The following is a 25,624-nucleotide window of genomic DNA, read 5'->3' as shown; positions in this document are numbered from 1 at the left end:
CGCGAAAAGATGCCGAGTTCCGCTCTTTCCAACCGTTTTTCCGGTTCGGGAAAGCGTTCCGATGATTTTCATCTATCCAGGGGATAGTGTCGAAATATGACTGAAGATCGTGGCGAAGAAGCACGTTCCGGCACGGGTACGCCGGTGCGGGCCCAGTCCTCGATGGTCTCCGACAGGGCGCTGGTAGACGCCACGGGGCGCACCCGCGACGAGTGGTACCAGATGCTCGACGAGGCGGGCGCAAAGGAGTGGGACCACGCTAAGATCGCGCGCTGGCTCGGCGGTAAGCATGAGGTCGATGGCTGGTGGGCCCAGGGAGTCACCGTCGGCTACGAGCAGTCCCGGGGCCTGCGGGAGCCGGGGCAGCGCCCCGACGGATCATTTGATGCAAGTAGTTCCAAGACCCTGCCTGCCAACGTGGAAGACGTTTGGCCCTATCTTGTTGACGAGGACTCTCGGCGGGAGTGGCTTGACCTTGAATTAAACCAGCGGAGCCAATCCGCTCAATCAATTCGATTCGACGGTGGGGAAGGCAGCCGCGTCTCCTTCTATCTCGACGCGGCACCACCGACAAAGGCGGGTCGGCCCCGATGCAAGATCTCCCTCCAGCACTCTCGGCTAAAGCGCGAGGAAGTGGTGGAAACAAAGGAGTTCTGGAAGGGCGCGCTCGCTCGCCTCGCGGCAATCCTCAGCGACGGGGATTAAAGCCGTTCCCGGCACTCAACAACGTAGCGCCGAGCTTCTCGTTCCCGAGCTTCTCGTACCTTCGATACCGGGGCGCAGCCCCGGCTACCCGGCAGGCCCACCCGGCAACCGAGTGGATGGACTCGATGACGAAGCCGGCAGTCCTGATTTTTTACCTGGCGGGCCCGGTTACTTAGCGGGCGAGCCTGACGAGGACACCGCGATGGTCGGAGTCGCCCACGTCAACGATTGCGGTGGCCGTGGGGTCAAGATCCGTGAAGACGTTGTCGATCGGGGATCCCAGGAGCCCCGTGAACGAGGTCGGCCAGGTGCCATATCCGCCGATAGTGCCGTCGAGAGCCGAGGTGCAGCTTGCTCCCGTGCCATGCATGTGGTCAACGGTCGAGTTGAAATCCCCCGCCATGATCGCATCATCCATGGACGAACACATGCCGTAGACCTCGGTGATCTCCTCGCGCCACGCATCTTGAAGATCCTGCACTGGAGCAACCGGGTGTACGGCAATAATGTCGGGACCATCCCCGAGTGCTCTGAGGCTCACCGAACCCCACGTGAGGTCAAGGGAGGGACCCTGACGGTATTCGCCCAGCGAGGACGCGACAAGAACGGAGGTTGATTCAATCTCTGGGTTATAGGGATCGGCCCCCGACGAGTAGACGGCGAAGGACAGGCCGCGGCCGCTGAGGGACTCGGCAAGTTGCTGAGCGCTCTCTTCCGAGGTTTCTGAGAGAACAACAATATCAACGCCGTTGTCGACGACGAGTGGTTCGAGGTCCGACATGCTCGTTTCGCTACCGAGCGTGTTGTAGGAGAGGACTGTGACATCCCCGTTGCCCTGGGAAACGTGGGTAACCCCGTAGTCGGGAGGAAGGGCCGACGGGGTGTCCAGACCCCGGTCGTTAAGGATGAGATAGTGCCCGCCAGCAACCGCAATGAGACCAACTCCGAGGATCGCAAGGAACAGGCCCCTGCGAAGCATCACGAAGCGAATAACTGCGATGATGAGTATGACGATGGCGAGGACACCGAGAACCAGTGCCACCACCCCTCGCATGGCGATCATCTGGCTAACCGGGTAGGTTAGCGCAAGGCTGTGATCGCCCGCCGAGATCAGGCTGGGACCAAGAGTAGCCACCGCTAATGCGAGGATGAGGACAACCAGTATTGAATATACGTATTTCATCCATTCTCCTTCAGAGCCGATAATAGGTGACGATGCTGATATGAGTACCCCTGAATTACGGCGCGCCGCCGTTCCCACGATTACGTATCCCGACCTGCCCGTCTCGGCCCGCCGGGACGAAATCGCGGAAGCAATAGCGAATCACCAGGTCGTGATCGTGGCGGGCGAGACCGGATCGGGAAAAACAACACAGTTACCAAAAATCTGTCTCGAACTCGGTCGAGGGATCAACGGAATGATTGGGCACACCCAGCCCCGCCGGATCGCCGCCCGCTCCGTTGCCGAACGACTGTGCGTGGAAATGGGAGTGGACCTCGGCCAACAGATCGGTTACCAGGTGCGGTTTACCGACCAGGTCTCCGACACGACTCTTGTGAAGCTCATGACCGACGGCATCCTCCTTGCCGAAATTCAGGGCGATCCGCTTCTATCCCGGTACGACACGATCATCATTGACGAGGCGCACGAGCGTTCCCTCAATATCGACTTCCTCCTCGGATACCTCGCCCAGTTACTACCGCAGCGGCCCGACCTGAAGCTCATCATTACGTCCGCGACGATCGACTCGGAGCGGTTCGCCGAGCACTTCGGCCCCCTCCAGGCAACACCGGAAGAAGCCGCGCCGATCATCTCGGTCTCCGGCCGTACCTATCCCGTTGAGCTCCGCTACCGCGAACCGGAGGATGGTGACCAGGTCACCGGAATCGTCGACGGCGTGCAGGAACTCATGGCTGAAGGCCCGGGAGACATTCTCGTGTTCCTGTCCGGCGAGGGCGAGATCAGGGATGCTGACAAGGCCCTCCAGGACGCTCTAAGGAACTATGCGGCGCCCGGCGAGGGCAAGCCAGGTTCAGTTGAAGTACTTCCCCTCTATGCCCGGCTGAGTGCCGCCGAGCAGCACCGGATCTTCCAGGACCACGGGTGGACGAGGATCATCCTGTCCACCAACATTGCCGAGACCTCGCTGACGGTCCCCGGGATCCGCTACGTCATTGACCCGGGGACGGCACGAATATCCCGCTATTCGAACAAGACGAAGGTACAGCGCCTGCCGATCGAGAAGGTCTCGCAGGCGAGCGCCAATCAACGGTCTGGTCGATGTGGTCGCGTCGCCGACGGCATTGCGATCCGCCTCTACACCGAGGAGGACTACGAGCAACGGGACGAGTTCACCGAACCAGAGATCCAACGCACCTCGCTTGCCTCGGTTATTTTGCAGATGGCATCGCTGGGGCTTGGTGAGGTTGCCGAGTTTCCATTCGTTGACCCGCCGCAGATGACAGCGGTGCGGGCAGGGCTCCAACTGCTTGACGAGATCGGTGCCATCAGGGGCGGGAAACTCACCCAAATTGGGTCGAAGCTGGCCCGGCTCCCCATCGACCCGCGGCTGGGACGAATGCTGCTGGAAGCCCAGCGCAACGGCGTGATCTCCGAGGTTCTCGTCATCGTTGCGGCACTCTCCGTCCAGGATGTTCGCGAGCGCCCCTCGGAGAAGCGCACCGAGGCTGATGCCTACCACACCAGGTTTACCGACCCGCGCTCGGACTTTATCGCCTACCTCAACGTGTGGCGCTACCTGAATGTTCAGCAACGCGACCTGTCCGGGTCGGCTTTCCGCCGGCTGTGCCGGGCCGAATACCTGAATTACCTGCGTTACCGGGAGTGGCGTGACGTCGTCACCCAGCTACGTCAGGTAGGTCGCTCCCTTGGGGCAAACCGCATTGGTATTCCGTCCCGGAAGCTCATTGGCGAAGCAGGCGACGTGGCAACGGCTGTCCGCGCCTTCGACAGGTCGAAGTCCGACGAGATCCACAAGTCCCTCCTTGTTGGCCTCCTGTCTTCGCTTGGTTCGTGGGATGAGAGGAAGCGGGACTACGAGGGCTCCCGTGGTTCACGGTTTATTATTTGGCCGGGCTCCGGCCTCGCCAAGCGGCACCCGTCGTGGGTGATGGCGGCGGAGCTCGTGGAAACATCCCGGCTCTTCGCTCGAACGGTTGCCCAGATTGAACCGGAATGGGTGGAGCCGCTGGCCTCCCACGTCATGAACCGCGTTCATTCCGAACCGTTCTGGTCAACCAAGCTTGGCGCCGCCATGGTCCACGAGAAGGTCATGCTGTACGGCATGACGCTGTTTGCAGACCGGCAGGTTCTCCTGTCCAAGGTCGGAACAATGGAAGCGCACGAGCTGGCTCGCGACATGTTTATCCGTCACGCTCTCGTGGAGAATCAGTGGCGCGACAATTGGCATCCATTCATCAAGAAAAATAAGGCCGCGATTGAGGAAGCTCGGGAGGTCGAGCGGCGCCGCCGCGTGCACGGTCTGGTGGCGGACGAACGGGAACTTGAACAGTTCTTTGACGAACGGGTCCCGAAAGACATCGTTTCCGCCGCTCATTTCAATGCCTGGTACAAGAAGAACAAGAGCCGCGTCGATCTTGTCTATCCGCGTTCTCTTCTCCTCGGTGAGGAGGAGGCTTCCGAGAATGATTACCCGGACACCTGGGTGCAGCGCGGCATTGAGCTTCCCATCGAGTACCGGTTCAACCCGGGTGGACGGTCGGACGGAATGACAATCACGGTTCCCGTGACGATCCTCCCTCAGCTCACCGACGACGGTTTCGACTGGCTCGTCCCCGGCATGCTGAAAGAGCTCACCGAGGCCACAATCAGGTCCCTGCCAAAACGGCTCCGCCGGGAGCTTGTTCCCGCCCCCGATGTTGCCAGGGCGGTCCTCGAGGTCCTCCCAGCGTGGGAGGACGTATCCGCAGGCCAGGCGGATGTACCCACCTACCGGGAAGCATTCGCTGCCGCTGTGTTGCATTTGCGCGGCGTGGAGATCGACGAGTGGGGAGAGCTACCGGAACACCTCTCTGTCACTTTCAAGGTGGTGTCCGACAAGAAGAAGGTTCTTGCCTCCGGCCCATCTATCACCCACCTGCAAAAGCAACTGAAGCCCGACACGAAGCAAGCCGTTTCCTCAGCCGTAAAGAAGGCTGTGGCCCAAGCAATCCAGCCCACGCTACCGAATGACGGGTTCGGTGAGGACGGCCTCCCCGCCTCCGTCGAGGCGGGCGGAGCCAAGGGTTATCCCGCCCTCGTTGACCGTGGCGGGAACGTGCGCGTTGAAGTGCTCGATACTCCACGGGAGCAGGCCCGCGAGCACCGCCTGGGCGTGCTCGCCAAGCTCACGGAGAAGCTCTCCCTTCCCACTGCACGAATCACCTCCCGGTGGTCACCAACCCTGTCGCTGACGATGGCGGGGTCTCCCTATGCGACAACAGAATCGCTTGTCGCAGACCTCCAGTGGGCGGCGGTACGGAACCTTGCTGGGCCGGTCGTCAAGATCAGGAAACAGGAAGAGCTCGATGCTGTCGCGGAGAAGATTCGGAACCGAGTTGAGGACGAGGTGTATCGTCTCGCCGAGATTACGGGCCGCATTCTTGGCTCGTGGCGGGAACTGCTTGTCGCCATCGACCGCGCCCCCTCATCGATGCTTGGGGTGGCAGCCGAAGTGAAGGACCAGGCAGACGCACTCGTCTACGACGGTTTCCTGAAGAAGACGCCTTCGGAGTGGCTCGCCCACCTCCCCCGCTTCCTCAGTGCTGCGGCGGTCCGGCTCGAATCAAGCCTCGACCAGGATGACGCGAAGGCAGAGCAGGTAGCGCAGGCCGAAGAGATGCTTGAGAAGTTCAAGCCGGATTCTCTTGAAGCCGAAGCCGCCGCGGAAAAGGCTCGCTGGCTTATCGAGGAACTCCGCGTCTCGCTCTGGGCCCAAAAGCTCGGCACCTCGGTCAAGGTCTCCCTGCAGAGAATCGCCAAGCTTCTGTCATAGCCAGTTCAACAGTTCTCCGGTTGCTTGGTAACACCAAGGAACTGCCAGATCCCCGGGAGTTCAGCACTTTCCAGTTTCTCTCGCGATGCTCAGGGTGGCGGGGAACCGCCGAGGAGCGTGCGGACTTGTTCAATCGGCGGGGGAATTGGCCGACTCTGGTTTCAGCCCGGTCAGGTCTTAAAGGAAGAGGATGAGGAAGATAGCAAGGAGGGCAAAAGCCAGCGTCCACACCGCCCATCCCCACATGATGAGCGGGAACTTTTGGACGTGGACCTCATCGACGGGTTCCGCTTCTATGACGGGCTTACGGTCTCCGTACAGGTCCTCTAGGTAGCGGTCCATGGGCCGCTCGGGGTGGCTAACCTGTTCTTCACGGATCGGGCCAAGTTCGACCGGGGCTACCGACCGGGGCCGGAAGTTTTCCGGCGGTGTCGTGGGCTCTTCGTACTGCGGGATATCTGGAAGCTTCACTGCATCTCCATGAGGGTATCGTTCTCGCCGGAATACAGCAGGTTGACCCGGAGGTAACCCCCTTCGGGGATTTCCGCGGGAACCTCAAAGTACACCCACCCATCAAATTCGGTCGCAGACGTCGAGGCGCTTTCCAAGCATCCCCATCCGCAGTAGTGCTCGGTGTATTCCTGCCCTGCCGGGGTGATGTAGTAGAACAGGAAAGCCTCTTCAACGGGGGTGGAATTCAAGTAGTTCGTGCCAGCATCAATCCTGACACCGACGTATCGCATCCCGTTAGCCGGGGAGGACATACTCGTCTCGGACGCGACCTGCTCGGTTGCGTGCCAATTGACTTCAGCGATCGAGACATCCCACGGCACATCATCAACCGTTTCTGAGAATTCGGCGCCCGGGCCAAGAACTGCCATGCCCTCATACTTGTCGTGGAACGCCGGGTCGAATCCCTCGGAGCTGGTCGGATCAAGGCTCGAGGGGCTCGCGGCAATAAATACGAGCGCACCGCAGGCGATAACCGTGGCACCGATCGCGGACCATGCCCACCAGGGCAAGATGCCGCAGTCCCGATAGTGCCCGTAAGTGTTCTCCTCCCCTGTCTGTGCGCCCGACTGCGGCTGGCGACCGGCAGGACGTTGCGCCTGGTTGCTGCCGGGCATCTGCGACTCGTTAACGGCCGGCCTCTGAGCCCGTTGCGGGGCCGCGTTACCTGACTGTGCTACTCCCTGTTGCGAATATCCGGGCATACGCCCGCCACCAGCAGCCTGGCCTAGGGGCCGGTTCCCTCCGGCTCCTAGTCGGGTCCCCTGCCGGGGTCCAGGCTGTTGGTGACCAGGCTGCTGGGAACGGCCGGGAGAATCGTTATTGGCGGAGCCGGGCGGACCTTGCCAGCCGGGACCGGCCACAAACCCGCGGACGGAATCCCCCACCGTTCCCGAGCCAGGCGTCCCGGAAGCCGGGGCCAGCGGCCATTGCCGGCGGCAGTCTTGGCTGTGGGCCGGGCTCCGCTCCTGCTGTTGATTCGTGCCCCGCTGCTGGCCCGGTGTCTGCTGTTCGTGAGGATTTTGCTGGTTGTGGTTCCGGTTTTCTTCCTGCGGACTATCGGTGAGGAACGAGAATGAGTCTTCGGGGTTCTGCTGGGGTGTGGCAGGCTGCTGGTCTGCGGCAGGTTCGCGTGAATCCCCCTGGTCACTTCCTGGGGAGCCGTGGATCTCTGGATCCCACGTATCTTCATCGCCTAGTACCACGCAGACCTGCCTTTCTTCATCTCAGAGTAAGCCGGAGCGGCGACAGTTGCATCAATGTCGATGGGGAGAGGTTCACGGAACCTCCCCCTGTTTCCTTCACAAAATGGTGTCGAAGAGCGTAAATCCGCGAATCAGACAAGTTGGACGAGGCTGAAAAGCAGGGCCGCGCCAATGCCAATCGAAGCGTAGAACTCGATGGCCGCACTGGCCGGCTTGCGTTCGAGCGGGCCACGCCTGGTGGGCAGTGCCGGTGCTCGGTTGGAGACAAGCTTCGGGTTTCTCGCCCAACGTTCCATGAGGGCACGTTGCTCATCATTGGCCGGGGCGGAGATCAGATCTCCGAGCCCGGGCTCGACTTGACGAAGAGCCATGATCGTTCCGGGCGCGATGTCTTTCGGGGGTTCCTTCGTTTCCGAAGTGGACAGGACGACGGAACGGAAGTCCTCGCCTTCGAGGGGGCGCACCACGACGGGGCAGAGAATGCCGCCGGTACGGACGCTTCTCTCGGCTACCGACTCAGCGGTTCCCAGGACCTTCGCGACAACGGGCACGGATTCATCAACATCCTTACCTTTAGCCAACTTCCACAGCACAAATCCGATGATTGCGATGACAAATGCACCGATGAAAGGTACGGCGTAGCCGAGCAACGTCATATTTTCATCAAAGAACAGGATCGCGATCATCGATCCTATGAAGGAACCGAAAAACAGTCCGGAGAAGATCCTCTGCACGTGGTCCCGCGTGCGGTTAGCGGGGACGAGACCAACAGAGGTAATGCTTTTGACAACGTCAGTAGAGGCCATAATGGCCCTAGCTTATCTTGAGGATGCTCTTCAGTTCCCGCACGGCCTTCCGAGCGCCCCAGCGGGCCCCAATTGTTGAGGCCGTTGGCCCATATCCGATCAGCTGAATCGTGGGTTCACCGGCCACCGCTGTGCCCTTCATCATGATTCCACCATCTGACGTACGGAGCTTCAGGGGTGCAAGGTGGCGGAGCTCCGATCGGAAGCCCGTGGCCCACAGGATGATGTCGGCTTTCCACAGTCTCCCGTTGGCTTGCTGAACACCGTCCGGCTCGACCGCTTTGAACATGGGTTTCCGGTTAAAGACCCCGGCCTCCCGAGCTGCTCGCACCGAGTCGGTCAAGAGAAGGCCGGTCGCGGCAACAACGGAGAGGGGACGCAGGCCAGCCTCAACGCGGGCCCTCACCGCTTCCTCCACCTGCATACCGGTCTTCAGTTTCCCGCCACTATCAATCCAGTTGGGTTCACGCCTCGTGTACCAGGCAGTGGATTTAGCGACCGGGGCAAGTTCGGCAAGATGTTGGGTGGCGGAGATACCGCCGCCGACCACGGCAACGCGGCGCCTCGTGAACTGATTTGGGCCGCGGTAATCCTGCGTGTGGAGCTGGATACCGCGGAAAGACTGCTGCCCCGGATAGTAGGGAACGAAGGGGCGGGTCCACGTTCCCGTGCAATTAATGATTGCTCGGGCCAGCCAGGTGCCACCGGAGGTTTTCACGAGGTACTGACCCTCGTGCCGCTCAACCGAGTAGACGAAGACGGGCCGCATGATGGGGAAGTCAAAGTGTTCTTCATACCTTGTGAAGTATTTGGGGACGACATGGGAAGCCAGATCGGTCGGATTGTGTTCCCCAACTTTCAGTCCGGGCAGGTCCGCAATGTCATTAACCGTTTCCATGGTGAGCGTCGGCCAACGGTGTTGCCAGGCGCCTCCCGGGCGCACTTCAGCATCAATCACGAGATACGTGCCGGTGATATCGACGCCGTCGGCAAAGCCTCGCATTCCTGCGCGGTGAAGCTCGTGGGCGGCAGCGAGGCCAGCCTGTCCCGCACCGATAACAAGGACATCGACCCGATGCTGGATTGTGGAATCTTTCGGGCCGGTGCTGGTGGAAAGCCAGGCGGGTTGCGTGCCCCAGCCGGGCCCGGATGGACTCCAGGCACCCGGAACTAACGCGTTCATCCCTGAATCATTCGAGGTCCGCGCGATCTCACCCATCCATGTCACCCTTTAAAGGTAGTACATATCCCAGCCTCGGACGATCATGCTCAGAACGTGGTGAAATATTGGCATGGAACTTGTGCCCGCGCGCCAACTCGCTCTGGACCTCATGGCTGAGCACGGCCTGTCGTGGAACTTTGGATGGGATAGAGCAAAAAAGCGTGCCGGTCAGACTAACTTCACAACCCGCACCATCACCCTGTCCAAGCACCTCACACAGCTGTGCACGGAGGAACAGGTGAGGCACACAATCCTCCACGAGATCGCACACGCCCTTGTCGGCCATGGCCACGGGCACGGCCCCGTGTGGCAGGCAAAAGCAAAAGAACTTGGCACAAGCCCGAGAAGATGTACCGGACCCGACTTCCCGGTGGCTGACGCCCCCTGGCAGGGCACCTGCTCCGCCGGTCACGTGCACGCCAGATATCGCAGGCCAAAGCGGCCTCTGAGCTGCGGTCGTTGCTCCCGAACCTTCTCCGAAAAACACCTCCTCACCTGGAATTATGTTCCCTTGACGAAGCAGACCAAGAAGCAGGCTGCGGAAGAAACCGAGGTCCCACAAGACACGCTCTTCTAACGTTTTCCGAGCCGTCACAGCATCGCGAACTTTTCTTTTTTCGTTGAGCCCTCAATGAAATAGTGCACTCAACAGGGTTTCGGCTATCGGACATACGGTATTCTTGTGTCAGAGCGGACCGGCTGTCTGCTCACTCAAAGAGGAGGGCCGATGACGCGGAAATTCTTGGCGGCATTCACGGCCGTTGCCCTACTCATGGGTGCCTGCTCCTCAGCGCCAAACGGTGACGAAACAACCGACGCCACAACCGCACCGGACCCCGTTGAGCTGACGTTCCGGATCTGGGACATCGGGGCGGAGGACGCGTACGAAGAGTCTTTCGATGCTTTCACAGCCGAAAACCCGCACATCTCCGTCACCATCGAAACGGTGGATGAAAACCAGTACTGGGACCGGGCCGAATCCGACACTGCGGATGGCACGATGCCGGACGCATACTGGATTGATCCTTCCAACGTGGCCGCTCTTGCCGAAGACGGCACGATTGTTGAGATCACCGCAGACCGCGGCGGATGGGCGCAGTCCCTGGTTCAGATCTTCACTCTTGAAGACCAGCTTTGGGGAGTGCCCCAAATGTGGCGCTCCGTTGCCCTCTACTACAACCGCGACCTGTACGCCGACATTGAAACAAACATCGAGAATCTGACATGGTCACCCGACGAAGACGAGGACACTCTTCTCGAGGTCGCCCGGACCCTCACCGTTGACGAGGACGGCAAGAGCGCGGGCACCGAAGACTTCGACCCGAACTCGATCGCGAGATATGGGTACGCTGTCCAGCCCGACCTGACCCGCACCTTCGTTCCTTTCCTTGTTCAGGCAGGCGGGCAGTTCCAGGACGACGACGGCCATTTTGTTTTTGCGAGCGATGAAGGTGAGCAATCCACTCAGTACCTCACCGACCTCATAAACGAACACGACGTCTCCCCACCGCTGGAAGCAACTACGTCCCACGAGCATGGCGCAGCTGACCTGTTTATTGATGAGGACATCGCCCTCTATCAGGGCGACTCGGACGCCCTCCGACTGATCGCCGAAGGCGCGGACTTCACGTGGGGCGTTGCCCCGATCGTGGGCGGGCCCAACGGCAAGATCTCGGTCGTTGACGGCATAGCAGTTGCTGGCAATACCGCGTCGGAACACCCAGAGGAAACCGCACTGCTCCTCGCTTGGCTCGGTTCAGACCAGGGCCAGGATCCGTTCGCGAGCCACGGACTGGCCTTCCCCGCCTCCATCACCGGTCAAGACACGTACGTGAACTACTGGGCGAAAGAAGGCGTGGACGTCTCAGTTTTTATTGAGAGCTCAACGGATGCCACAACGATCTCGTCCCATTCACTCGATATTCTTCCCGCCCTCGAAGAGATCCAGCCAATTATTTGGGACATCATCAACGGGGAGCTTCCCGTCGACCAGGGCCTGCAGGAAGCCGAAGACACGGGCAACGCGGCGCTGAACTAAACCCGCTCAGTCGAGAGTCGCGACAATCCCTTCGGCACCGCTCTCGACAACAGCAAGGGTGTCGTAGAAGCCTTCTTGTCCGCCGTACCACGGATCGGGAACGTCCCATTCGCCATCGGACAGGTACAGGTTTGAGTGGCCTCGATCCTCAGACTTTTTGGTAGCAAGGTATCCGCCTTCCCCGAACACTCCCCCGGGCGCCACGCCGAGGCTCGAGGACGAATCGTATTCGCGCCACAGGTGAATCTTGTCGGTCGAGATTCCGTGACGTTCCGCGAGCGCACCGAGCTGTTTGGCGTGCCCAACTGTCATGGCCAGCACCAGGTCGGAATCCTCGAGGTCCTGCGAGGTAACCTTACGCGCGCTCCTTCTAGGCACGTCGTATCCGGCTTCACGGAGGACTCGTGCGGCTCGAGTGTCAACGCCCCGTCCATGCTCTTCGGACGATACGCCGACCGAATCGACCTCCGCGGAGATCCCGGCCTGAGCCAACTTCTCTCGCAGAACAATCTCTCCCATGGGAGACCGGCAGATATTACCCGTGCAGACAATAAGGATGCGCATGACACGATCCTATCCGACAGCGTTCCGCACGGCTTGTACCCGCCGGTTCCAGGCCATAACCATGTGAGCTAACCCGGCAGCCGGAGGCTCTCAGCACAGTGGGGACACGTTCCTACAAACCCATCACTCGGCTACTAGCTCCGCTTCGATGATTGGCTCACAGCTTTCCTTGGAGGTTGGTGGGAGTATTCGCGCTCGGAGTGTGATTCACATCCATGTGCACACCTCACGGCCTTGGACCTACCGTAGTCTTGGCACCATGTCCCGCCTTACGTCAGTATCTGCCACGGCCATCGCCGCCCTTATTGTTCTCAGCGCCTGCGGCGATGAGGAAGCTTCGGTTGAAACGGCCTCAACGAACGCATCCACCGAGACGACTGCGTCCACCGATACGGCGGAGCCGACTCAGGATTCCGAGTCGATTGCTCCCGCCAGTTACGAGTGCACCGATCCGTTGGCGGGCAATCCCACAGAGGTATTAACCTACGACCTCCTGGTGTGCACGACGCTGACGCTGGCCGATTCGGAAGGGTATGCAACAACCTCGACCGTGTCCGGCAGCGGAACGAGCACCCTTAGGGTCAACACGGATCCGTTCACCGTGGAGGTCACGTATCCGGATGGTGTCACGATCATCGCGACCGAAACGAACGCTTGGGTGAACGAGGGAGACGGCGTCTGGCAGGAGGGTGATGCCACCTCCGACAACTACCTGGTCGCTCAAGCAACGCAGGTTCTGCCGACCTACCGGAATGCTCACAACCCCGCGATTACAACGGCCCAGATTCCCGAGGGCACGACCTACACGGTTGAAGGAACCGAGGTTATCGATGGCGTTGAGTACACGATCCTCAAGGGCGTGTTTGAGGATTCGGGCTATACCTCCGAGGTAACGATGTGGGTGGGGTCGGACTATCACCAGTTGAAGTCAACAACGACATCCAGCTCCGATGGTGCTGACCCGCTAACCGTGGAGACCGCGTACACCGAATGGGATGTTGCCCAGGACATCGAGATTCCCGAGTAGGAAACACAGCCGGGTCTCTTAGCCGGGACCCCGGCGGTCCATTTGGCGAGGACTCCCCGGCGAATTCCTTCGGGTTGGCTGTTTCGTCATGCCATAGTGGGGATAAATCCAAGGAGCAGTCATGGCCCCCACCAGCACCGAAGGTACGCCGGCTATCTCGAGAAGATTCGTCGCGATAAGCATCTGCGCCGTGATCCTTGTCGTGGCGCTTATTGCGGCCTTCTCACTTATACCCAGTTACCTGGATGATCGGGACGAAAAGGCATATCAGCAGGGCAGGTACGACATTGCTTACGACATGTTGGAGATCGATCTGCGCAGTGCCGAGTCCGAGCTCTTCGAAGCAACGCTCCTTGCCTCCACATGCCGTACGTTTTCCCAGGAAGTCTGGTGCGACATGCTGAACCTGTACCGGGAGTCTCTACAGGAGCACTCACTTCCCAATTACCTGACCGACGCATCGACCGAGGAGTATCGGGCAGCGGCCACCGTGCAAAGCTCAACGCTTCGTCAACTCCACGCCGACCAAGAGCGCACCAACCGCATGATCTTCCGGGTTAAGGAATGGACCGAGAACGACGAAGTCCTCAAACTCATTGACGAAACGGTCGCGATTACGCGGGATATTCGTCAAACGCTTCAGACCGCCGAGAGAGCACTCGACAATGGCGCAACCGTTCTCGAGAAGCCCTACAACGCCCTGCGCGAAGAGTACGACCGATATCTCGGCCCCTCTTACCCGACGTACACAACTGTCGAAGACCTAACCGCAGCCCGGGATCGGCTCGACGAAGCACACCGCGATCTCGAGGAATCAATTGCCGAGAACACCGTGCAGTAGCGCCAAGACCCGGCCCCGAGCGACGCCCGGTCGATGATCCCACGACGTTACAGCCCCGGTTGGGCAACGAACCCTAGGAGCCTCCCGACAGGGGCAGTTTGCGAAGCGCCTTCTGTACTCGCTTGTCGAGAGCGGTAGTGGGCTCGGCAAAGTAGGTGGTCTGAAGCCCGGTTTTCTGCCAGGTTCCGATAACTCGGCCCGCCGACATGATGGTCGGCTTAAACACTCCGTTGCCTCCCGGACAGATCGCCACAGCATGTTCGTCGGCAACGCTTGCCGACCGATCCGAGTAACCGAGAATCATCTCATCAAAACCGGGAAGCACCTGAATGCTTCGACTACTGGCCAGGCTCTCGTCCGGCTTACGCCAGTACCCATCTTTCAAGACAAACCGGCTTCCCTCGAGGGCACGGTCAACGGCGGTCACCGGGATGTTCGCCCACCAGGCAGCATCCTTGCGCGTTGTTGGGGCATGGGAAGTGACATAGCGGGTCACGATGTCGGCAATGGTGTCCTCATATGGTCTCTCGGCGCTCGGTGCAACCCACCGATCAAGGAGAACAAGGAGCTGCTCTTTCCCTCTCATCGGCCCCCAGCCGAGAAGCCCCTCAATGCTCAGATGGAAAATGAGGTGATAGACCTGTCCCGGCTGGTTAACCAGGCCCGCGCTCTCCCACGCCGCGGCAAGCTCCTTCCGCGTGATCCCATCACCTACAACATCGCGCGCAATAGTCCGAGCCTGTTCGAGAACCTGTTCATCGATACCGAGGGCCTCGCGGCGCTTCACTGTCCCAGGGAATGTGCGTTTCCGGGCAACCGCAAGAACATCCCGCACACGGTCACTGCCGACAACATGGAGGGTTCCCCTCTGCGGCCAGGTTCTTACCAGAGCACCCGAGTTGAAAGCATCGATGATATCTTGGCGTGAACGACGTTGAGTCCGAAGGGCGATCGACGTAATTACCCCGGGGAAGTCCTGCCCCTGCATAGCGCCAAAATGGGAGACAACCTCAACCGGAGAACGGCCTTCGACAAGCAACTGCGACGACAGGCGAGCAAGCGCAACGGACATCTTCAGACTCCCATGCTGATCCGATGGTTCATGATAGTCACAGCTGTCAACAACTGGTTCAGGGAGAGGGAGCACCCTGGAGCTATCTAAAGCATCCTTCTGTTCCCGCACCGTCTACCGATCCGTGCCGCAAGAACCCCCCTGACCGCACCCAGGCACCCTACGGGCCCCCTGCCAACCGTCAACTTTGTGAGCCGAGAACGGTTCTGTGGAGGTCACGCACAATTCGGGCACCTCCAGCAAAGCATGCGGGCGCAGATCTCTCTCGATGCTGCTTACGTCGCTGGCCCTCCCACCTGCGTTGCGCAAATACCGGTGAACCCGACGATCAAGCCCGATCAGCCACTGCGCCATGCCGCTACGAAGAAACCAACGACGCCTGGTGGGCATGATGCTCTGGCAGGGTAGCCTCACACCGCCGATTTGAGGCTCATGAGACTCCTCGAACCACAGGCGGATCGTTTCACCAGCATCCGGGCCCCGACTGAGCCCTAAACCTGAAGCCGATCATTGCTCAACCGGAGGCACAAGAAGGCCCCGGACCAGCGATAGCTCGCAGATCCGGGGCGCTACTTAATCTTTACGTGACCGGGGATGGACTTCTAGAAGTCCCAGTCCTCATCTTCCGTCGCCTCGGCGGTACCGATGACGTAGGAGGATCCTGAGCCGGAGAAGAAGTCGTGGTTCTCGTCGGCACCCGGGGACAGCGCCGCAAGAATCGCGGGGTTGACCGCGGTCTGATCAGACGGGAACAGAGCCTCGTAACCAAGGTTCATCAGAGCCTTGTTCGCGTTGTAGCGGAGGAACATCTTGACGTCCTCGGACAGGCCAAGATCATCGTAGAGCGACTCGGTGTAGTCCTCTTCGTTGTCGTACAGGTCCTGCAGCAGGTCGTACGTGTACTCCTTGAGCTCGTCCTGACGCTTTGCGTCTTCCTTCTGGTTGGCAACCTGGAACTTGTAGCCGATGTAGTAGCCGTGCACTGCCTCGTCACGAATAATGAGGCGGATAAGATCGGCCGTGTTCGTGAGCTTGCCGTGAGCAGACCAGTACATCGGGGCATAGAAGCCGGAGTAGAACAGGAACGACTCGAGCATGACCGAGGCGACCTTACGCTTCTGCGGATCATCACCGTGGTAGTAGTCGAGAATGATGCGGGCCTTCTTCTGAAGGTGCTCGTTTTCCTCCGACCAGCGGAAGGTCTCCTCAATCTCCTCGGACGTGTTGAGCGTCGAGAAGATGGACGAGTACGACTTCGCGTGGACCGACTCCATGAACGCGATGTTTGTGTACACGGCCTCTTCGTGCGGGGTCACAGCATCCGGGATCAGCGATACTGCGCCAACCGTTCCCTGGACCGTGTCAAGAAGCGTCAGGCCCGTGAAGACACGGGTCGTCATGAGCTGCTCAGGTCCGGTCAGGGTGTTCCACGACTGGATGTCGTTCGACAGCGGGATTTTCTCGGGTAGCCAGAAGTTAGCGGTAAGCCGATCCCAGACTTCCTCATCCTTTTCGTCGATGATCTTGTTCCAGTTGATCGCCTGAACACTGGTTACGAGAGGCAACTTTTCTGACACGTGAGCTCCTTCGTGCGTGAATTTCGTTCCCGCCCATCTTCCCACGTTCCCGCTCAAACAACGAGGATGTACACCACAGGGGCAACCCTTGCATAGGCCTATCTTCCTATGATTACGCCAGAAAACTCGGCTTTCGACTCGGTCGATATGCGCAGCTTTCCGCTATCCCGCACCACAGCTCCCTTTCCGTCACACACCCCAACCACTTCTTACACCCCTGCCCACAGCCCAATCCCTCGAGTCACTGAATAGTTCCTGGACGCGTTGGGCTCTCTTCCTCTCAGCTAAATACCTTTTATCGGGAAGCCGTTCCACGTGAGGATGAAGCTATGGCACATGACGAGAAGCAGATTACAGTTACTCGAACAATCGACCACTCGGCAAAGGACATTTTCGACACCCTGTCGCTACCGGCACGGCACCCAAACTTTGACGGCTCCGGCATGGTGCGGTCATCGGACAACACCGAACGTATTAGCGCCGTCGGGGACACGTTCCTCATGAACATGGTGGGACGTACCGGCAATGAGTACCAGACAAACAATCACGTCACGGCATTCGATGACGGCAAGATGATCGGCTGGAAGCCCGCTCTTGCCCAGGAGGCCGACAGCCCGGGCGGATGGGAATGGCTCTACACCCTCAAGCCTATTGATGCGGAAACGACCGAGGTCACGCTGACCTACAACTGGTCCGCCGTCGACAACGCAGAAATCCTTGCGCACCTTCCGGCGGTTTCCGCCGAGGAACTTGAGCAGTCCCTCAACGATCTCGCTTCAGCAATCAACTGACGACCCTCCACATACCGCCACTGTCCGGGTAACTAATCCTGTGCAACTTGGCGGCATTCACGGCGAAGTCGATAGTCGGCAAAGCGATGCTCGAAATCGTCAAGGAAACGAGAGGCCCTCCGCGCAGATAAGCGTGCGGAGGGCCTCTCTCTAGCTACAGATGCAGTGTTCGTTGCCCCAGACATGTCGTCTCACGTGGGCTACTTACTAGCTATGCATCTCTCTTCTTGAGGGATAGAGCACCGGCAGCAATGAAGAGCGCCGTGTAGATCGCGAGAACCAGTAGCGCAACATTCGCGTCGAGAGAGTTCTCTGAGACAACGAAGGTTGACAGGATGCCTTCTTCCCTCGGTACCACCGCTGCCGTCATGACGTTGATCGGGAAGTACGGACGAAGGTCATCAATGAAGTCGAGCGGAATGATCTCAAGGACAGGCAGGATCAGCACGAGACCGAACATCAAGGTAATCGTTCCGACCGTCGATCGGAGCAGGGCACCAACTCCTGCGGACATGAGCGCTCCCATGATGAGCACCAGGACGCAGCAGAAGATTGACAGCCAGAAGGCGAGATCACCCATTGGCAATGACACGCCCATACTGCCAATCGTCGCCTGAATGAGAAGGGTGGAGAGCACCATGGTCACGATGACAACCGCACCCCAGAAGAGCGCAAGAACCACGAGCTTTGAGGCGTAGAACGCCATCCGCGAGCGCGATGCTAGGAGGGACGTTTGGATCGTGTTGTGGGAGTACTCATTGGTCATGACGATCGTGCCAAACGAGATTCCGAACAGCAGCATGAACTGGAAAACGCCAGTCACCATGTAGGAGCTGCCGAGCAGTTCGGCTTCTTCGAAGCTCATGTATTCGCTGTACGACTTCATGGACTGGGCAACCATGAATGCGATCAGGAGGTACAAGACCGCCGCCACGATGGTGATGATCCACGTAGACCGCAGGCTCGTGAACTTGCGGAACTCGGACTTGAGAAGCCTGCCGAAGGTGGGACGGTAGGTCTGGGGATCCATGATGACGCTCATCGGTTTCCTCCTGCCCGGAACTCGACCGATTCACCGGTAAGTTCCATAAACACGTCCTCAAGAGAGGAGTGGATTGTGGTGAGTTCGTGGATTTCGAGCCCCGCCTGGTGCAGGGCGTGGCCCACCTGGGAGGCGGGAACACCGGAGACGAGGAGAACGTCGCGATCGTCAATGCGGTCGTGACGCGGCTGCATTTGTGCCAGGGACTCACCGATAGCTGCAAGATCGGGCCCCGCGACGCGAACGGTGGAATGACCGGCGGATTCCGTGAACTGCTTGATCGGACCGGATGCGATGAGGCGGCCGTTGCCGATAACAACAAGGTTCGTTGCCGTCATCGCCATCTCCGACATGAGGTGAGAGGAGATGAGAACCGTGCCACCGATCTGGGCATGGTTCTTCACGAGATCACGGACCCAGCGCACACCGTCCGGGTCAAGCCCGTTAACCGGTTCATCAAGGAGCAGGTATTCGGGGCTGCCAAGCAGTGCGGTGGCAATGCCGAGGCGCTGGCCCATACCGAGGGAAAAGCCCTTAACCTTCTTGTTTGCGACCTCAGCGATTCCTGTCATCTCAAGAAGCTCGTCAACTCGCTTCTTACCGAATCCGTGGGTGGCTGCCACGACGTTGAGGTGCTGGCGCGCTGTACGGGCGGGGTGGAACGCTTTCGCATCAAGCAATGCACCCACCGCCGTCATGGGACTGCGTAGCTGAGAGTACGGAACACCCTTGATAAGCGCGTGTCCTTCGGTTGGGTTGTCGAGTCCAACAATGCATCGCATAGTTGTGGACTTTCCGGAACCGTTGGGCCCGAGGAATCCGGTGACTTGGCCGGAAGGGACCGTGAACGACAGGTGGTCTGTCGCCGTTTTCTTCCCATACCTCTTCGTGAGGTTTTCTATCGTAATCATTCTTGGCCTTTCGCCGATACGCCAATACTGTAGGCGCCACTGACGGCACAGCACTACTGTACGGGCAGGGCTTGGGGGAAAGATCGGGGAAACCCCTGAGGTGGCCGCTCGGGGAGCAGTCCCCACTACTCTTCGTCCACCGCTTAACTTCCAAACATCATTCGGAGCCTTCCCCCACCTAAGGTTGATGCGTGACCCAACATCCCTCACTTCGGTACTCTGGCCGCATCGCCGCTTTCGACATTGCTCGGGGCCTCGCTGTCCTCGGCATGATCGCCGCCCACGTCGGCCCCGAACGCGAGGGCATCATGGGCTGGCTCATGGCGGTACCGGATGGTCGGTCATCCATTCTCTTTGCCATGCTTGCTGGGGTCTCACTCGCCATCATCACGGGCAGGAACGTCCCGTACACGGGCGTGGAGTTCCTGCAGGCAAAGATCCGGATCTTCACAAGGGCCGCACTCCTCCTCGTCATCTCGGGCGTCCTCGCCCTCATGAACGACATCGTGGCCCTGATCCTCGCCTACTATGCGGTGTGGTTTATTCTCGCGATCCCATTCCTGCGGTGGCGGCCGAGCCGACTCTTTATCGCCGCGGGACTCAGTTGGGTAATCGGCCCACTTATCGCCATCTACCTACCGGTCTTCTTCCAAAAGGCCGGTATGGACACCATGGGCGATGCGTCGGATTTCATTCTCGACACGATGCTGACCGGAACATATGTCGGTGTTATCTATATGGGTTTTGTCCTTGCCGGGCTTGGGATCGGGCGTCTCGACATCACGCGACGTTCTGTACCGATGACGCTCACTCCGATCGGGCTGTCGCTTGCGATCGTCGGATATGGCATGGCCTTCCTGCTGTCCGACAGCACGGAAGAGTCTTGGAAGTACATTGACGACGGCGGCTATACGGGGGCCTGGACCGATGGTTGGCAAACTGATGGCATGGGGCCCGACTGGTATCCCGACGTCACGTTCCCGCAAGTCACCGACTACCTCCATGCCGAACCTCATTCGGGAACGATCCTCGAGGCCATTGGTTCGGGAGGGACCGCCATCGCCATCATCGGAATCCTTCTACTCGGCGGCCCGTTCCTCGGGAAGCTGCTCTACCCAATTGGCGCGGTTGGTGCCATGTCGCTGACCGCCTACTCCACCCACATCGTTGCCGTCTGGGCCATCCCGGCTCTCGTGTTCCCAGAGTCAATGGCGCCGCTACTCTGGCACCTGCTGGCAACAATGATCGTGTGCAGTCTGTGGAAGTTCTTCATCGGCAGGGGCCCGCTCGAATGGCTGCTATACCGCGTCTCGCAGAAGTCCGCTCGGATCATCCCCGAGCCTTCCGGTAATCCTCAACTTTCTCCTCCCAGGCTTTGACCTCAGCGGGCTCAATCGTCCGGATAACCCGGCAGGGGTTACCGGCCGCAACCACGCCCGCGGTAATGTCCTTCGTGACCACGGAAGAGGAGCCAATGACCGCGTTGTCGCCGATCGTGACACCCGGGTTGACGACAACCTGGGCGCCAAGCCAAACGTTGTTGCCGATCGTTATCGACTTCCCATATTCCAAACCTTCGGTACGCGGGCCGGGGGCAATGGGGTGACTGGCGGTCGCCAGCGTAACTCACGATCCGAAGAAGCAGTTGCCCCCAATGGTCACAGGGACAACATCAAGAACGATGAGCCCCATGTTGGCATAGAAGTTCTCACCCACAAACGTGTTCCAGCCGTAATCGAAGCCAATTGTCGGCATCATCGTGCACGACTCTCCGCGGCTCCCAAGGAGCTCTGTGAGGATCTCATCGCTCCACCCCGGGTCTGCACAGGCATTGAATTCCCGGACCAGATCCTGGGCTTTGCCCTGGAGCGCTTCATTGTGTTCATCGAAGATATAGAGCTCTCCGTCGAGCATTCTGCGGACATTGAACGATCCCGTGTGCGATTCCATTTCCGCCTTTGCGCTCGACATTGCATCTGGTTGCGTGGACCATTGTTGCATGACCACATCAGCGATCTCGTTCCTGCAAGCATCCGGAAAGCCGTTCCGCCAGTACGAAACCGAGGTCGACGGGGTCGACTTCTCCTCCATTGATATCGGCACCTACTTCGCCGAACAAATAGGAATGCCGGGGGAACGCGTCTACAAGTCCCTCATGGCTTCTGCCCAGGGAACCCTGGTCATGGGACTGATCCCGGTCACGAGGAAGATCTCTCTCAAGAACCTTGCGAATGCCATCGATAAGAAGAAAGCAACAATGGTTCCCCCTGACCAGGCCGAAGAGTTCTCGGGTTCCGTGATTGGCGGCATTTCCCCGTTTGGCCTCAAGACTCCCATGCCGGTTGTGATCGACAAGGGCGCTTTCGCTCATGCCACCATTGCCATCTCGGGCGGTAGTCGCGAGCTCAAGGTTGAGGTGACGCCAACGGATGCCGTTGAGCTTCTTGGTGCCATCGTTGCCGACATCGCAACTGACTAGTAGTCCAAGTATTTCTCGTAGAGCAAGGCTCGGGGCCCAATCCGTTACGGACGGGCCCCGAGCCTTGCTTTGGCTATCTATCCGATTACCGGTCTAGAGCATGCAGGAGACGCAGCCCTCAACCTCGGTGCCCTCGAGGGCAGCCTGGCGGATTCGCATGTAGTAGAGGGTTTTGATGCCCTTCCTCCATGCGTAGATGTAGTTCTTGTTAACGTCACGGGTGGTTACGGTGTCCGGGTAGAACAGGGTCAACGACAGGCCCTGGTCGACGTGTTGCGTGGCGACCGCGTAGGTGTCGATGATCTTCTCGGGTCCGATCTCGTACGCGTCCTTGTAGTACTCAAGGTTGTCGTTCGTCATGTACGGAGCCGGGTAGTAGACGCGGCCGATCTTCCCTTCCTTGCGGATCTCGATCTTGGAGACGATCGGGTGGATCGACGAGGTCGCGTGGTTGATGTAGGAGATCGAACCGGTCGGGGGAACCGCCTGGAGGTTCTGGTTGTAGATACCGTGCTCCATGACGGAGGCCTTCAGAGCCTTCCAATCCTCCTGCGTGGGGATGTGGATATTACTGAAAAGCTCCTTGACCCGGTCGGTTTCCGGCACCCATTCCTTTTCGATGTACTTGTCGAAGAACTTGCCCGAAGCGTAGTCCGACTTCTCGAAGTTGTAGAACGCTTCACCGTTCTCGATTGCGAGCTTGTTCGACTCCGTGAGCGCGTGGAACAGCACCGTGTAGAAGTACATGTTCGTGAAGTCGAGGGCTTCTTCCGAACCGTAGTGGATCCGCTCACGGCCCAGGTAGCCGTGGAGGTTCATCTGGCCGAGGCCGATCGCGCGGGACAGGCGGTTACCCTTCTCGATCGACGGAACCGAGCGAATATCCGACGTCTCGGAAACCGCGGTCAGTGCACGGATCGCAGTGCCGATGGTCTTGCCAAAGTCCGGGGAGTCCATGGTCTTCGCGATGTTGAGCGAGCCGAGGTTGCAGGAAATATCCTTGCCGATCTCGTCGTAGGAGAGATCAGCGTTGTAGGTTGAGGGCTCGGAAACCTGGAGAATCTCCGAGCAGAGGTTCGACATGGAGATGCGTCCGTCAATCGGGTTCGCCTTGTTCACCGTGTCTTCGAAGACAATGTAGGGGTAGCCAGACTCGAACTGAATCTCGGCGATCGTCTGGAAGAACTGGCGGGCGTTGATCTTCGTCTTGCGGATGCGTCCGTCGTTAACCATTTCCTCGTACTTCTCCGTGACGGAGATGTCGGAGAACGGCTTGCCGTAAATGCGCTCCACGTCGTACGGGGAGAACAGGTACATCGACTCGTTTCGCTTGGCGAGCTCAAAGGTGATGTCGGGAATGACAACGCCGAGCGACAGGGTCTTGATCCTGATCTTCTCATCGGCGTTCTCGCGCTTCGTGTCGAGGAAACGCATGATGTCGGGATGGTGGGCGTTGAGGTAGACAGCGCCTGCACCCTGGCGCGCTCCGAGCTGGTTCGCGTAGGAGAAGGAGTCTTCCAGCAGCTTCATAACCGGGATAACGCCGGAGGACTGGTTCTGGATCTTCTTGATCGGGGCGCCCTGCTCGCGGAGGTTCGTGAGATTGAGTGCCACGCCGCCGCCACGCTTGGACAGCTGAAGCGAGGAGTTGATCGCGCGGGAGATCGACTCCATGTTGTCCTCGATGCGCAGGAGGAAGCAGGAGACCAGCTCGCCGCGCTGCGCCTTACCGGCATTGAGGAAGGTCGGGGTGGCCGGCTGGAAGCGGCCCGAGACGATCTCGTCGATGATCGAGTAGACGGCCCCTTCCTTGCCACGCGCGAGGAGAAGCGCAACCATGACGACGCGGTCCTCGAAGCGCTCGAGGTAACGCTTACCGTCGAAGGTCTTCAGCGTGTACGAGGTGTAGTACTTGTATGCGCCGAGGAAGGTTGAGAAGCGGAACTTCGCCGCGTAGGCGCGCTTGAAAGCGGACTTAATGAACTCGAAGTTGTACTGATCAAGCACATCCTTCTCGTAGTAACCCTCTTCGACGAGATAGTCGAGCTTTTCCTTCAGCGAATGGAAGAACACCGTGTTCTGGTTGACGTGCTGGAGGAAATACTGTCGCGCTGCCTGACGGTCAGCGTCAAACTGAATGTTGCCGTCAGCGTCGTAAAGGTTGAGCTGCGCGTTGAGCGAATGGTAATCGACCTTCGGCGAGAGCGTCTCTAGGCCCGTATCTGTGAGAGTTGTTCCCAAAACTCTTCCAATCCTTGCTTCACCTTGGCAACGTCATCAGTCGTGCCGAGGAGTTCGAACTTGTACATGTGGGGGACCTTGCACTTAGCCGAGATGATTTCCCCGGCTAGGCAGTATGCCTTCCCGAAGTTGGTGTTCCCCGCGGACACCACTCCTCTGATGAGGCTTCGGTTGTGCTCGTTGTTAAGAAACTTGATGACCTGCTTGGGGACGGCGCCGCGGTTATTACCGCCACCGTACGTCGGCACAATCAGGACGTACTCGTCATCGACGATGAGGTCCGGATCTGTCCGACGAAGCGGGATCCGCTCCGCCTCCATCCCCAACTTCTTGACGAAGCGGGCGGTGTTGTTGGTGACCGATGAGAAATAGACGATCTTTGCCACTGCTTCCTCCCCTCGATACCGCGGAGAGCGGACGGCAAAGCCGCCCGCTGCGTCCTGGTTTGGTTAGGCCGTTACCGTTGCGTCAACATTGGCAGCTGCGAGCGCCTTGATCTTGTCGGGACGGAAGCCGGCCCAGTGGTCGCCTCCTGCCATCACCACGGGGGCCTGCTGGTAACCCAGGGCCTTGACCGCCTCGAGCGCCTCCGCGTCCTCCGTAAGGTCAACGGTGTCGTAGGCCAGACCAGCCTTATTCAGAGCTCGCGTGGTCGCATTGCACTGCACGCAGGCTGGCTTCGTGTAGACGGTGATGGTCATGGTGCTCTCCCCTTTTCCCGGTAATTCGTTGTTTCAGAGCGTCCCGGCATCGACCCGGTCAAAGATCGATTCGGCGCCGTAACGCGCTTCGAACTTCGACACTACACCTTGTGCCGATTCTTTCCAGCACCACTAGATGGTGTGTTTTGTGGGAAACTTCCGGACGATTTTGTGGACGCATCGGTGGAAACCCTGTGGATCCCTGGGAACGGGCGGTGGATAACTCCACCGCGACCATTCCGGAACTGTTCATTATTTCCACCGAGAGCAAAGTCTCCGTCAGTTCGCTCCCTTGAATTCTCGCGCTCAGCCCGGACAGAAATTGATCCATTCTTCATCCACAGCCCTTATCCACAGGCGTGTGGACAAGTTTCCCCAGCCTTTATCCACAGCTGTGGATAAGTTGGCAACCCTGCCAGGATTTACGTTGTTTACATCACATTCTTACGGCGTGTTTTTGCCGTCGGCGTGTTCTGCTGCGGAGGTGGCACGGGCCACCTGAAAACCGGCAATAACGAGAATGAGTGTGACGACTGCGCCGATGGTAAACATGGCAAATGGAGAGTCCGGCGAGTAAAGAACAAATCCGATGAGCCCGCCGACAATGCAGAGGGTTCCTTGCATGTAGGAGTAGGGAGAGGCCGCAACATTCCCGGCAATCCAGGCGAGGTCGGATGCTGTTGTTGCCCTAGTCTTCGTCCCGAAGATCGAGTTTCTCGGGACCTTTCCATTACGCTGAAAATATCCGATAGCAAACAGGCCGAAACCGGTCGGCACGAGAAGGATGCATAGGATCTCGGTCCAGGTCATTTTTCCTCCGTGGTTGGTACCGTAAGTCAAACGTTACCTCAGGGATGTGGGTGAGCCGAGGCACACT

General features: G+C 59.2%; 25 protein-coding genes. 9 read left to right on the top strand and 16 right to left on the bottom strand.

Features of this window, described 5'->3' with window-relative positions; all coding sequences use genetic code 11:
• Window positions 1-96 precede the first annotated feature (96 nt).
• Complete coding sequence (locus tag ACTHUY_RS04410) at window positions 97-705, top strand: hypothetical protein (RefSeq protein WP_441653992.1); 609 nt, start codon at window positions 97-99, stop codon at window positions 703-705.
• Between the two features lie 172 nt (window positions 706-877).
• Here ACTHUY_RS04410 and ACTHUY_RS04405 read toward each other — a convergent pair whose 3' ends face one another.
• Window positions 878-1,888: an endonuclease/exonuclease/phosphatase family protein gene (locus ACTHUY_RS04405; protein ID WP_441653993.1), complete on the bottom strand. Its 1,011-nt coding sequence runs from the start codon at window positions 1,886-1,888 to the stop codon at window positions 878-880.
• Window positions 1,889-1,928: 40 nt separating this feature from the next.
• Here ACTHUY_RS04405 and hrpA point away from each other — a divergent pair, with 40 nt between their 5' ends.
• Window positions 1,929-5,720 carry an ATP-dependent RNA helicase HrpA gene (gene hrpA, locus ACTHUY_RS04400; protein WP_441677814.1) on the top strand — a complete coding sequence of 1,264 codons (3,792 nt, stop codon included), beginning with the start codon at window positions 1,929-1,931 and terminating at the stop codon, window positions 5,718-5,720.
• A 177-nt stretch (window positions 5,721-5,897) separates the two neighbouring features.
• On the opposite strand, the gene ACTHUY_RS04395 is transcribed toward hrpA, so the two are convergent.
• From ACTHUY_RS04395 to ACTHUY_RS04380, 4 genes are all read right to left on the bottom strand, one after another.
• Complete coding sequence (locus ACTHUY_RS04395) at window positions 5,898-6,191, bottom strand: hypothetical protein (RefSeq protein ID WP_126704289.1); 294 nt, start codon at window positions 6,189-6,191, stop codon at window positions 5,898-5,900.
• The gene (locus ACTHUY_RS04390; protein WP_441677812.1) at window positions 6,188-6,847 is read right to left on the bottom strand and encodes a hypothetical protein; all 660 of its coding nucleotides are present in this window, start codon (window positions 6,845-6,847) and stop codon (window positions 6,188-6,190) included. Before ACTHUY_RS04390 ends, ACTHUY_RS04395 begins: the two co-directional genes overlap by 4 nt.
• 719 nt (window positions 6,848-7,566) lie before the next feature.
• A complete protein-coding gene (locus tag ACTHUY_RS04385; RefSeq protein ID WP_126704291.1) occupies window positions 7,567-8,241 on the bottom strand; it encodes a hypothetical protein in 675 nt (224 codons plus the stop codon).
• A 7-nt stretch (window positions 8,242-8,248) separates the two neighbouring features.
• The gene (locus ACTHUY_RS04380; protein WP_441677810.1) at window positions 8,249-9,424 is read right to left on the bottom strand and encodes an NAD(P)-binding domain-containing protein; all 1,176 of its coding nucleotides are present in this window, start codon (window positions 9,422-9,424) and stop codon (window positions 8,249-8,251) included.
• A 109-nt stretch (window positions 9,425-9,533) separates the two neighbouring features.
• On the opposite strand from ACTHUY_RS04380, the gene ACTHUY_RS04375 reads away from it, so the two are divergent.
• The gene (locus ACTHUY_RS04375) at window positions 9,534-10,040 is read left to right on the top strand and encodes a SprT-like domain-containing protein (protein ID WP_441677808.1); all 507 of its coding nucleotides are present in this window, start codon (window positions 9,534-9,536) and stop codon (window positions 10,038-10,040) included.
• A gap of 150 nt (window positions 10,041-10,190) precedes the next feature.
• Window positions 10,191-11,501, top strand: coding sequence for an ABC transporter substrate-binding protein (locus ACTHUY_RS04370; RefSeq protein ID WP_441677807.1), 1,311 nt, complete (start codon window positions 10,191-10,193; stop codon window positions 11,499-11,501).
• 6 nt (window positions 11,502-11,507) lie between these two features.
• On the opposite strand, the gene ACTHUY_RS04365 is transcribed toward ACTHUY_RS04370, so the two are convergent.
• Window positions 11,508-12,065 carry a low molecular weight protein-tyrosine-phosphatase gene (locus ACTHUY_RS04365; protein WP_441677805.1) on the bottom strand — a complete coding sequence of 186 codons (558 nt, stop codon included), beginning with the start codon at window positions 12,063-12,065 and terminating at the stop codon, window positions 11,508-11,510.
• Between the two features lie 259 nt (window positions 12,066-12,324).
• Between ACTHUY_RS04365 and ACTHUY_RS04360 the strand changes: the two genes are divergently transcribed.
• Together ACTHUY_RS04360 and ACTHUY_RS04355 are read left to right on the top strand one after the other, a co-directional pair.
• Window positions 12,325-13,092: a hypothetical protein gene (locus tag ACTHUY_RS04360; RefSeq protein ID WP_441677803.1), complete on the top strand. Its 768-nt coding sequence runs from the start codon at window positions 12,325-12,327 to the stop codon at window positions 13,090-13,092.
• Between the two features lie 121 nt (window positions 13,093-13,213).
• Window positions 13,214-13,933, top strand: coding sequence for a hypothetical protein (locus ACTHUY_RS04355; protein WP_441677802.1), 720 nt, complete (start codon window positions 13,214-13,216; stop codon window positions 13,931-13,933).
• A gap of 73 nt (window positions 13,934-14,006) precedes the next feature.
• Here ACTHUY_RS04355 and ACTHUY_RS04350 read toward each other — a convergent pair whose 3' ends face one another.
• On the bottom strand, window positions 14,007-15,005 hold the full coding sequence (locus tag ACTHUY_RS04350; protein WP_441677800.1) for a winged helix DNA-binding domain-containing protein: 999 nt from the start codon (window positions 15,003-15,005) through the stop codon (window positions 14,007-14,009).
• A gap of 602 nt (window positions 15,006-15,607) precedes the next feature.
• Window positions 15,608-16,582, bottom strand: coding sequence for a class 1b ribonucleoside-diphosphate reductase subunit beta (nrdF, locus tag ACTHUY_RS04345; protein ID WP_126704298.1), 975 nt, complete (start codon window positions 16,580-16,582; stop codon window positions 15,608-15,610).
• Between the two features lie 329 nt (window positions 16,583-16,911).
• Between nrdF and ACTHUY_RS04340 the strand changes: the two genes are divergently transcribed.
• Window positions 16,912-17,373, top strand: a complete 462-nt coding sequence (locus ACTHUY_RS04340) for an SRPBCC domain-containing protein (RefSeq protein WP_126704299.1) — start codon at window positions 16,912-16,914, stop codon at window positions 17,371-17,373.
• A 211-nt stretch (window positions 17,374-17,584) separates the two neighbouring features.
• On the opposite strand, the gene ACTHUY_RS04335 is transcribed toward ACTHUY_RS04340, so the two are convergent.
• Together ACTHUY_RS04335 and ACTHUY_RS04330 are read right to left on the bottom strand one after the other, a co-directional pair.
• On the bottom strand, window positions 17,585-18,415 hold the full coding sequence (locus ACTHUY_RS04335) for an ABC transporter permease subunit (protein WP_126704300.1): 831 nt from the start codon (window positions 18,413-18,415) through the stop codon (window positions 17,585-17,587).
• The gene (locus tag ACTHUY_RS04330) at window positions 18,412-19,326 is read right to left on the bottom strand and encodes an ABC transporter ATP-binding protein (protein WP_126704301.1); all 915 of its coding nucleotides are present in this window, start codon (window positions 19,324-19,326) and stop codon (window positions 18,412-18,414) included. The genes ACTHUY_RS04335 and ACTHUY_RS04330 overlap by 4 nt, the downstream gene beginning before the upstream one ends.
• 191 nt (window positions 19,327-19,517) lie before the next feature.
• Here ACTHUY_RS04330 and ACTHUY_RS04325 point away from each other — a divergent pair, with 191 nt between their 5' ends.
• Window positions 19,518-20,705 (top strand): heparan-alpha-glucosaminide N-acetyltransferase domain-containing protein, encoded by a 1,188-nt coding sequence (locus ACTHUY_RS04325; protein WP_441677798.1) that lies wholly within the window; start codon window positions 19,518-19,520, stop codon window positions 20,703-20,705.
• Here ACTHUY_RS04325 and ACTHUY_RS04320 read toward each other — a convergent pair.
• Both ACTHUY_RS04320 and ACTHUY_RS04315 read right to left on the bottom strand, forming a co-directional pair.
• Window positions 20,656-20,898: a DapH/DapD/GlmU-related protein gene (locus tag ACTHUY_RS04320; protein WP_441677796.1), complete on the bottom strand. Its 243-nt coding sequence runs from the start codon at window positions 20,896-20,898 to the stop codon at window positions 20,656-20,658. The two genes, ACTHUY_RS04325 and ACTHUY_RS04320, sit on opposite strands and share 50 nt — an antisense overlap.
• Before the next feature lie 54 nt (window positions 20,899-20,952).
• Window positions 20,953-21,297 (bottom strand): maltose acetyltransferase domain-containing protein, encoded by a 345-nt coding sequence (locus ACTHUY_RS04315; protein ID WP_441677794.1) that lies wholly within the window; start codon window positions 21,295-21,297, stop codon window positions 20,953-20,955.
• A 28-nt stretch (window positions 21,298-21,325) separates the two neighbouring features.
• Here ACTHUY_RS04315 and ACTHUY_RS04310 point away from each other — a divergent pair, with 28 nt between their 5' ends.
• A complete protein-coding gene (locus tag ACTHUY_RS04310; protein ID WP_441677792.1) occupies window positions 21,326-21,805 on the top strand; it encodes an aminoacyl-tRNA deacylase in 480 nt (159 codons plus the stop codon).
• Between the two features lie 93 nt (window positions 21,806-21,898).
• Here ACTHUY_RS04310 and nrdE read toward each other — a convergent pair whose 3' ends face one another.
• From nrdE to ACTHUY_RS04290, 4 genes are all read right to left on the bottom strand, one after another.
• A complete protein-coding gene (gene nrdE / locus ACTHUY_RS04305) occupies window positions 21,899-24,046 on the bottom strand; it encodes a class 1b ribonucleoside-diphosphate reductase subunit alpha (protein WP_441677790.1) in 2,148 nt (715 codons plus the stop codon).
• The gene (nrdI, locus tag ACTHUY_RS04300) at window positions 24,016-24,432 is read right to left on the bottom strand and encodes a class Ib ribonucleoside-diphosphate reductase assembly flavoprotein NrdI (protein ID WP_126704305.1); all 417 of its coding nucleotides are present in this window, start codon (window positions 24,430-24,432) and stop codon (window positions 24,016-24,018) included. The genes nrdE and nrdI overlap by 31 nt, the downstream gene beginning before the upstream one ends.
• A 63-nt stretch (window positions 24,433-24,495) precedes the next feature.
• Window positions 24,496-24,747: a glutaredoxin-like protein NrdH gene (gene nrdH / locus ACTHUY_RS04295; protein WP_441674912.1), complete on the bottom strand. Its 252-nt coding sequence runs from the start codon at window positions 24,745-24,747 to the stop codon at window positions 24,496-24,498.
• A 444-nt stretch (window positions 24,748-25,191) separates the two neighbouring features.
• A complete protein-coding gene (locus ACTHUY_RS04290; protein WP_441677788.1) occupies window positions 25,192-25,557 on the bottom strand; it encodes an SdpI family protein in 366 nt (121 codons plus the stop codon).
• Window positions 25,558-25,624 lie beyond the last annotated feature (67 nt).

Origin of the sequence: Flaviflexus sp. (genome assembly GCF_052087705.1) — a bacterium.
In the GTDB taxonomy this organism is placed as follows: domain Bacteria; phylum Actinomycetota; class Actinomycetes; order Actinomycetales; family Actinomycetaceae; genus Flaviflexus; species Flaviflexus ciconiae.
Note: the sequence above shows the minus strand (reverse complement) of the source record. Positions and strands in the feature narration are given on the sequence as shown.

Excerpts from the sequence above, each read along its gene's own strand:
- ACTHUY_RS04410 (WP_441653992.1), top strand. The coding sequence starts at position 97 with ATGACTGAAGATCGTGGCGAAGAAGCACGTTCCGGCACGGGTACGCCG.
- ACTHUY_RS04405 (WP_441653993.1), bottom strand. The coding sequence starts at position 1,888 with ATGAAATACGTATATTCAATACTGGTTGTCCTCATCCTCGCATTAGCG.
- hrpA (WP_441677814.1), top strand. The coding sequence starts at position 1,929 with ATGAGTACCCCTGAATTACGGCGCGCCGCCGTTCCCACGATTACGTAT.
- ACTHUY_RS04390 (WP_441677812.1), bottom strand. The coding sequence starts at position 6,847 with ATGCCCGGCAGCAACCAGGCGCAACGTCCTGCCGGTCGCCAGCCGCAG.
- ACTHUY_RS04385 (WP_126704291.1), bottom strand. The coding sequence starts at position 8,241 with ATGGCCTCTACTGACGTTGTCAAAAGCATTACCTCTGTTGGTCTCGTC.
- ACTHUY_RS04380 (WP_441677810.1), bottom strand. The coding sequence starts at position 9,424 with ATGAACGCGTTAGTTCCGGGTGCCTGGAGTCCATCCGGGCCCGGCTGG.
- ACTHUY_RS04375 (WP_441677808.1), top strand. The coding sequence starts at position 9,534 with ATGGAACTTGTGCCCGCGCGCCAACTCGCTCTGGACCTCATGGCTGAG.
- ACTHUY_RS04370 (WP_441677807.1), top strand. The coding sequence starts at position 10,191 with ATGACGCGGAAATTCTTGGCGGCATTCACGGCCGTTGCCCTACTCATG.
- ACTHUY_RS04365 (WP_441677805.1), bottom strand. The coding sequence starts at position 12,065 with ATGCGCATCCTTATTGTCTGCACGGGTAATATCTGCCGGTCTCCCATG.
- ACTHUY_RS04360 (WP_441677803.1), top strand. The coding sequence starts at position 12,325 with ATGTCCCGCCTTACGTCAGTATCTGCCACGGCCATCGCCGCCCTTATT.
- ACTHUY_RS04355 (WP_441677802.1), top strand. The coding sequence starts at position 13,214 with ATGGCCCCCACCAGCACCGAAGGTACGCCGGCTATCTCGAGAAGATTC.
- ACTHUY_RS04350 (WP_441677800.1), bottom strand. The coding sequence starts at position 15,005 with ATGTCCGTTGCGCTTGCTCGCCTGTCGTCGCAGTTGCTTGTCGAAGGC.
- ACTHUY_RS04340 (WP_126704299.1), top strand. The coding sequence starts at position 16,912 with ATGGCACATGACGAGAAGCAGATTACAGTTACTCGAACAATCGACCAC.
- ACTHUY_RS04335 (WP_126704300.1), bottom strand. The coding sequence starts at position 18,415 with ATGAGCGTCATCATGGATCCCCAGACCTACCGTCCCACCTTCGGCAGG.
- ACTHUY_RS04330 (WP_126704301.1), bottom strand. The coding sequence starts at position 19,326 with ATGATTACGATAGAAAACCTCACGAAGAGGTATGGGAAGAAAACGGCG.
- ACTHUY_RS04315 (WP_441677794.1), bottom strand. The coding sequence starts at position 21,297 with ATGTCGAGCGCAAAGGCGGAAATGGAATCGCACACGGGATCGTTCAAT.
- ACTHUY_RS04310 (WP_441677792.1), top strand. The coding sequence starts at position 21,326 with ATGACCACATCAGCGATCTCGTTCCTGCAAGCATCCGGAAAGCCGTTC.
- nrdH (WP_441674912.1), bottom strand. The coding sequence starts at position 24,747 with ATGACCATCACCGTCTACACGAAGCCAGCCTGCGTGCAGTGCAATGCG.
- ACTHUY_RS04290 (WP_441677788.1), bottom strand. The coding sequence starts at position 25,557 with ATGACCTGGACCGAGATCCTATGCATCCTTCTCGTGCCGACCGGTTTC.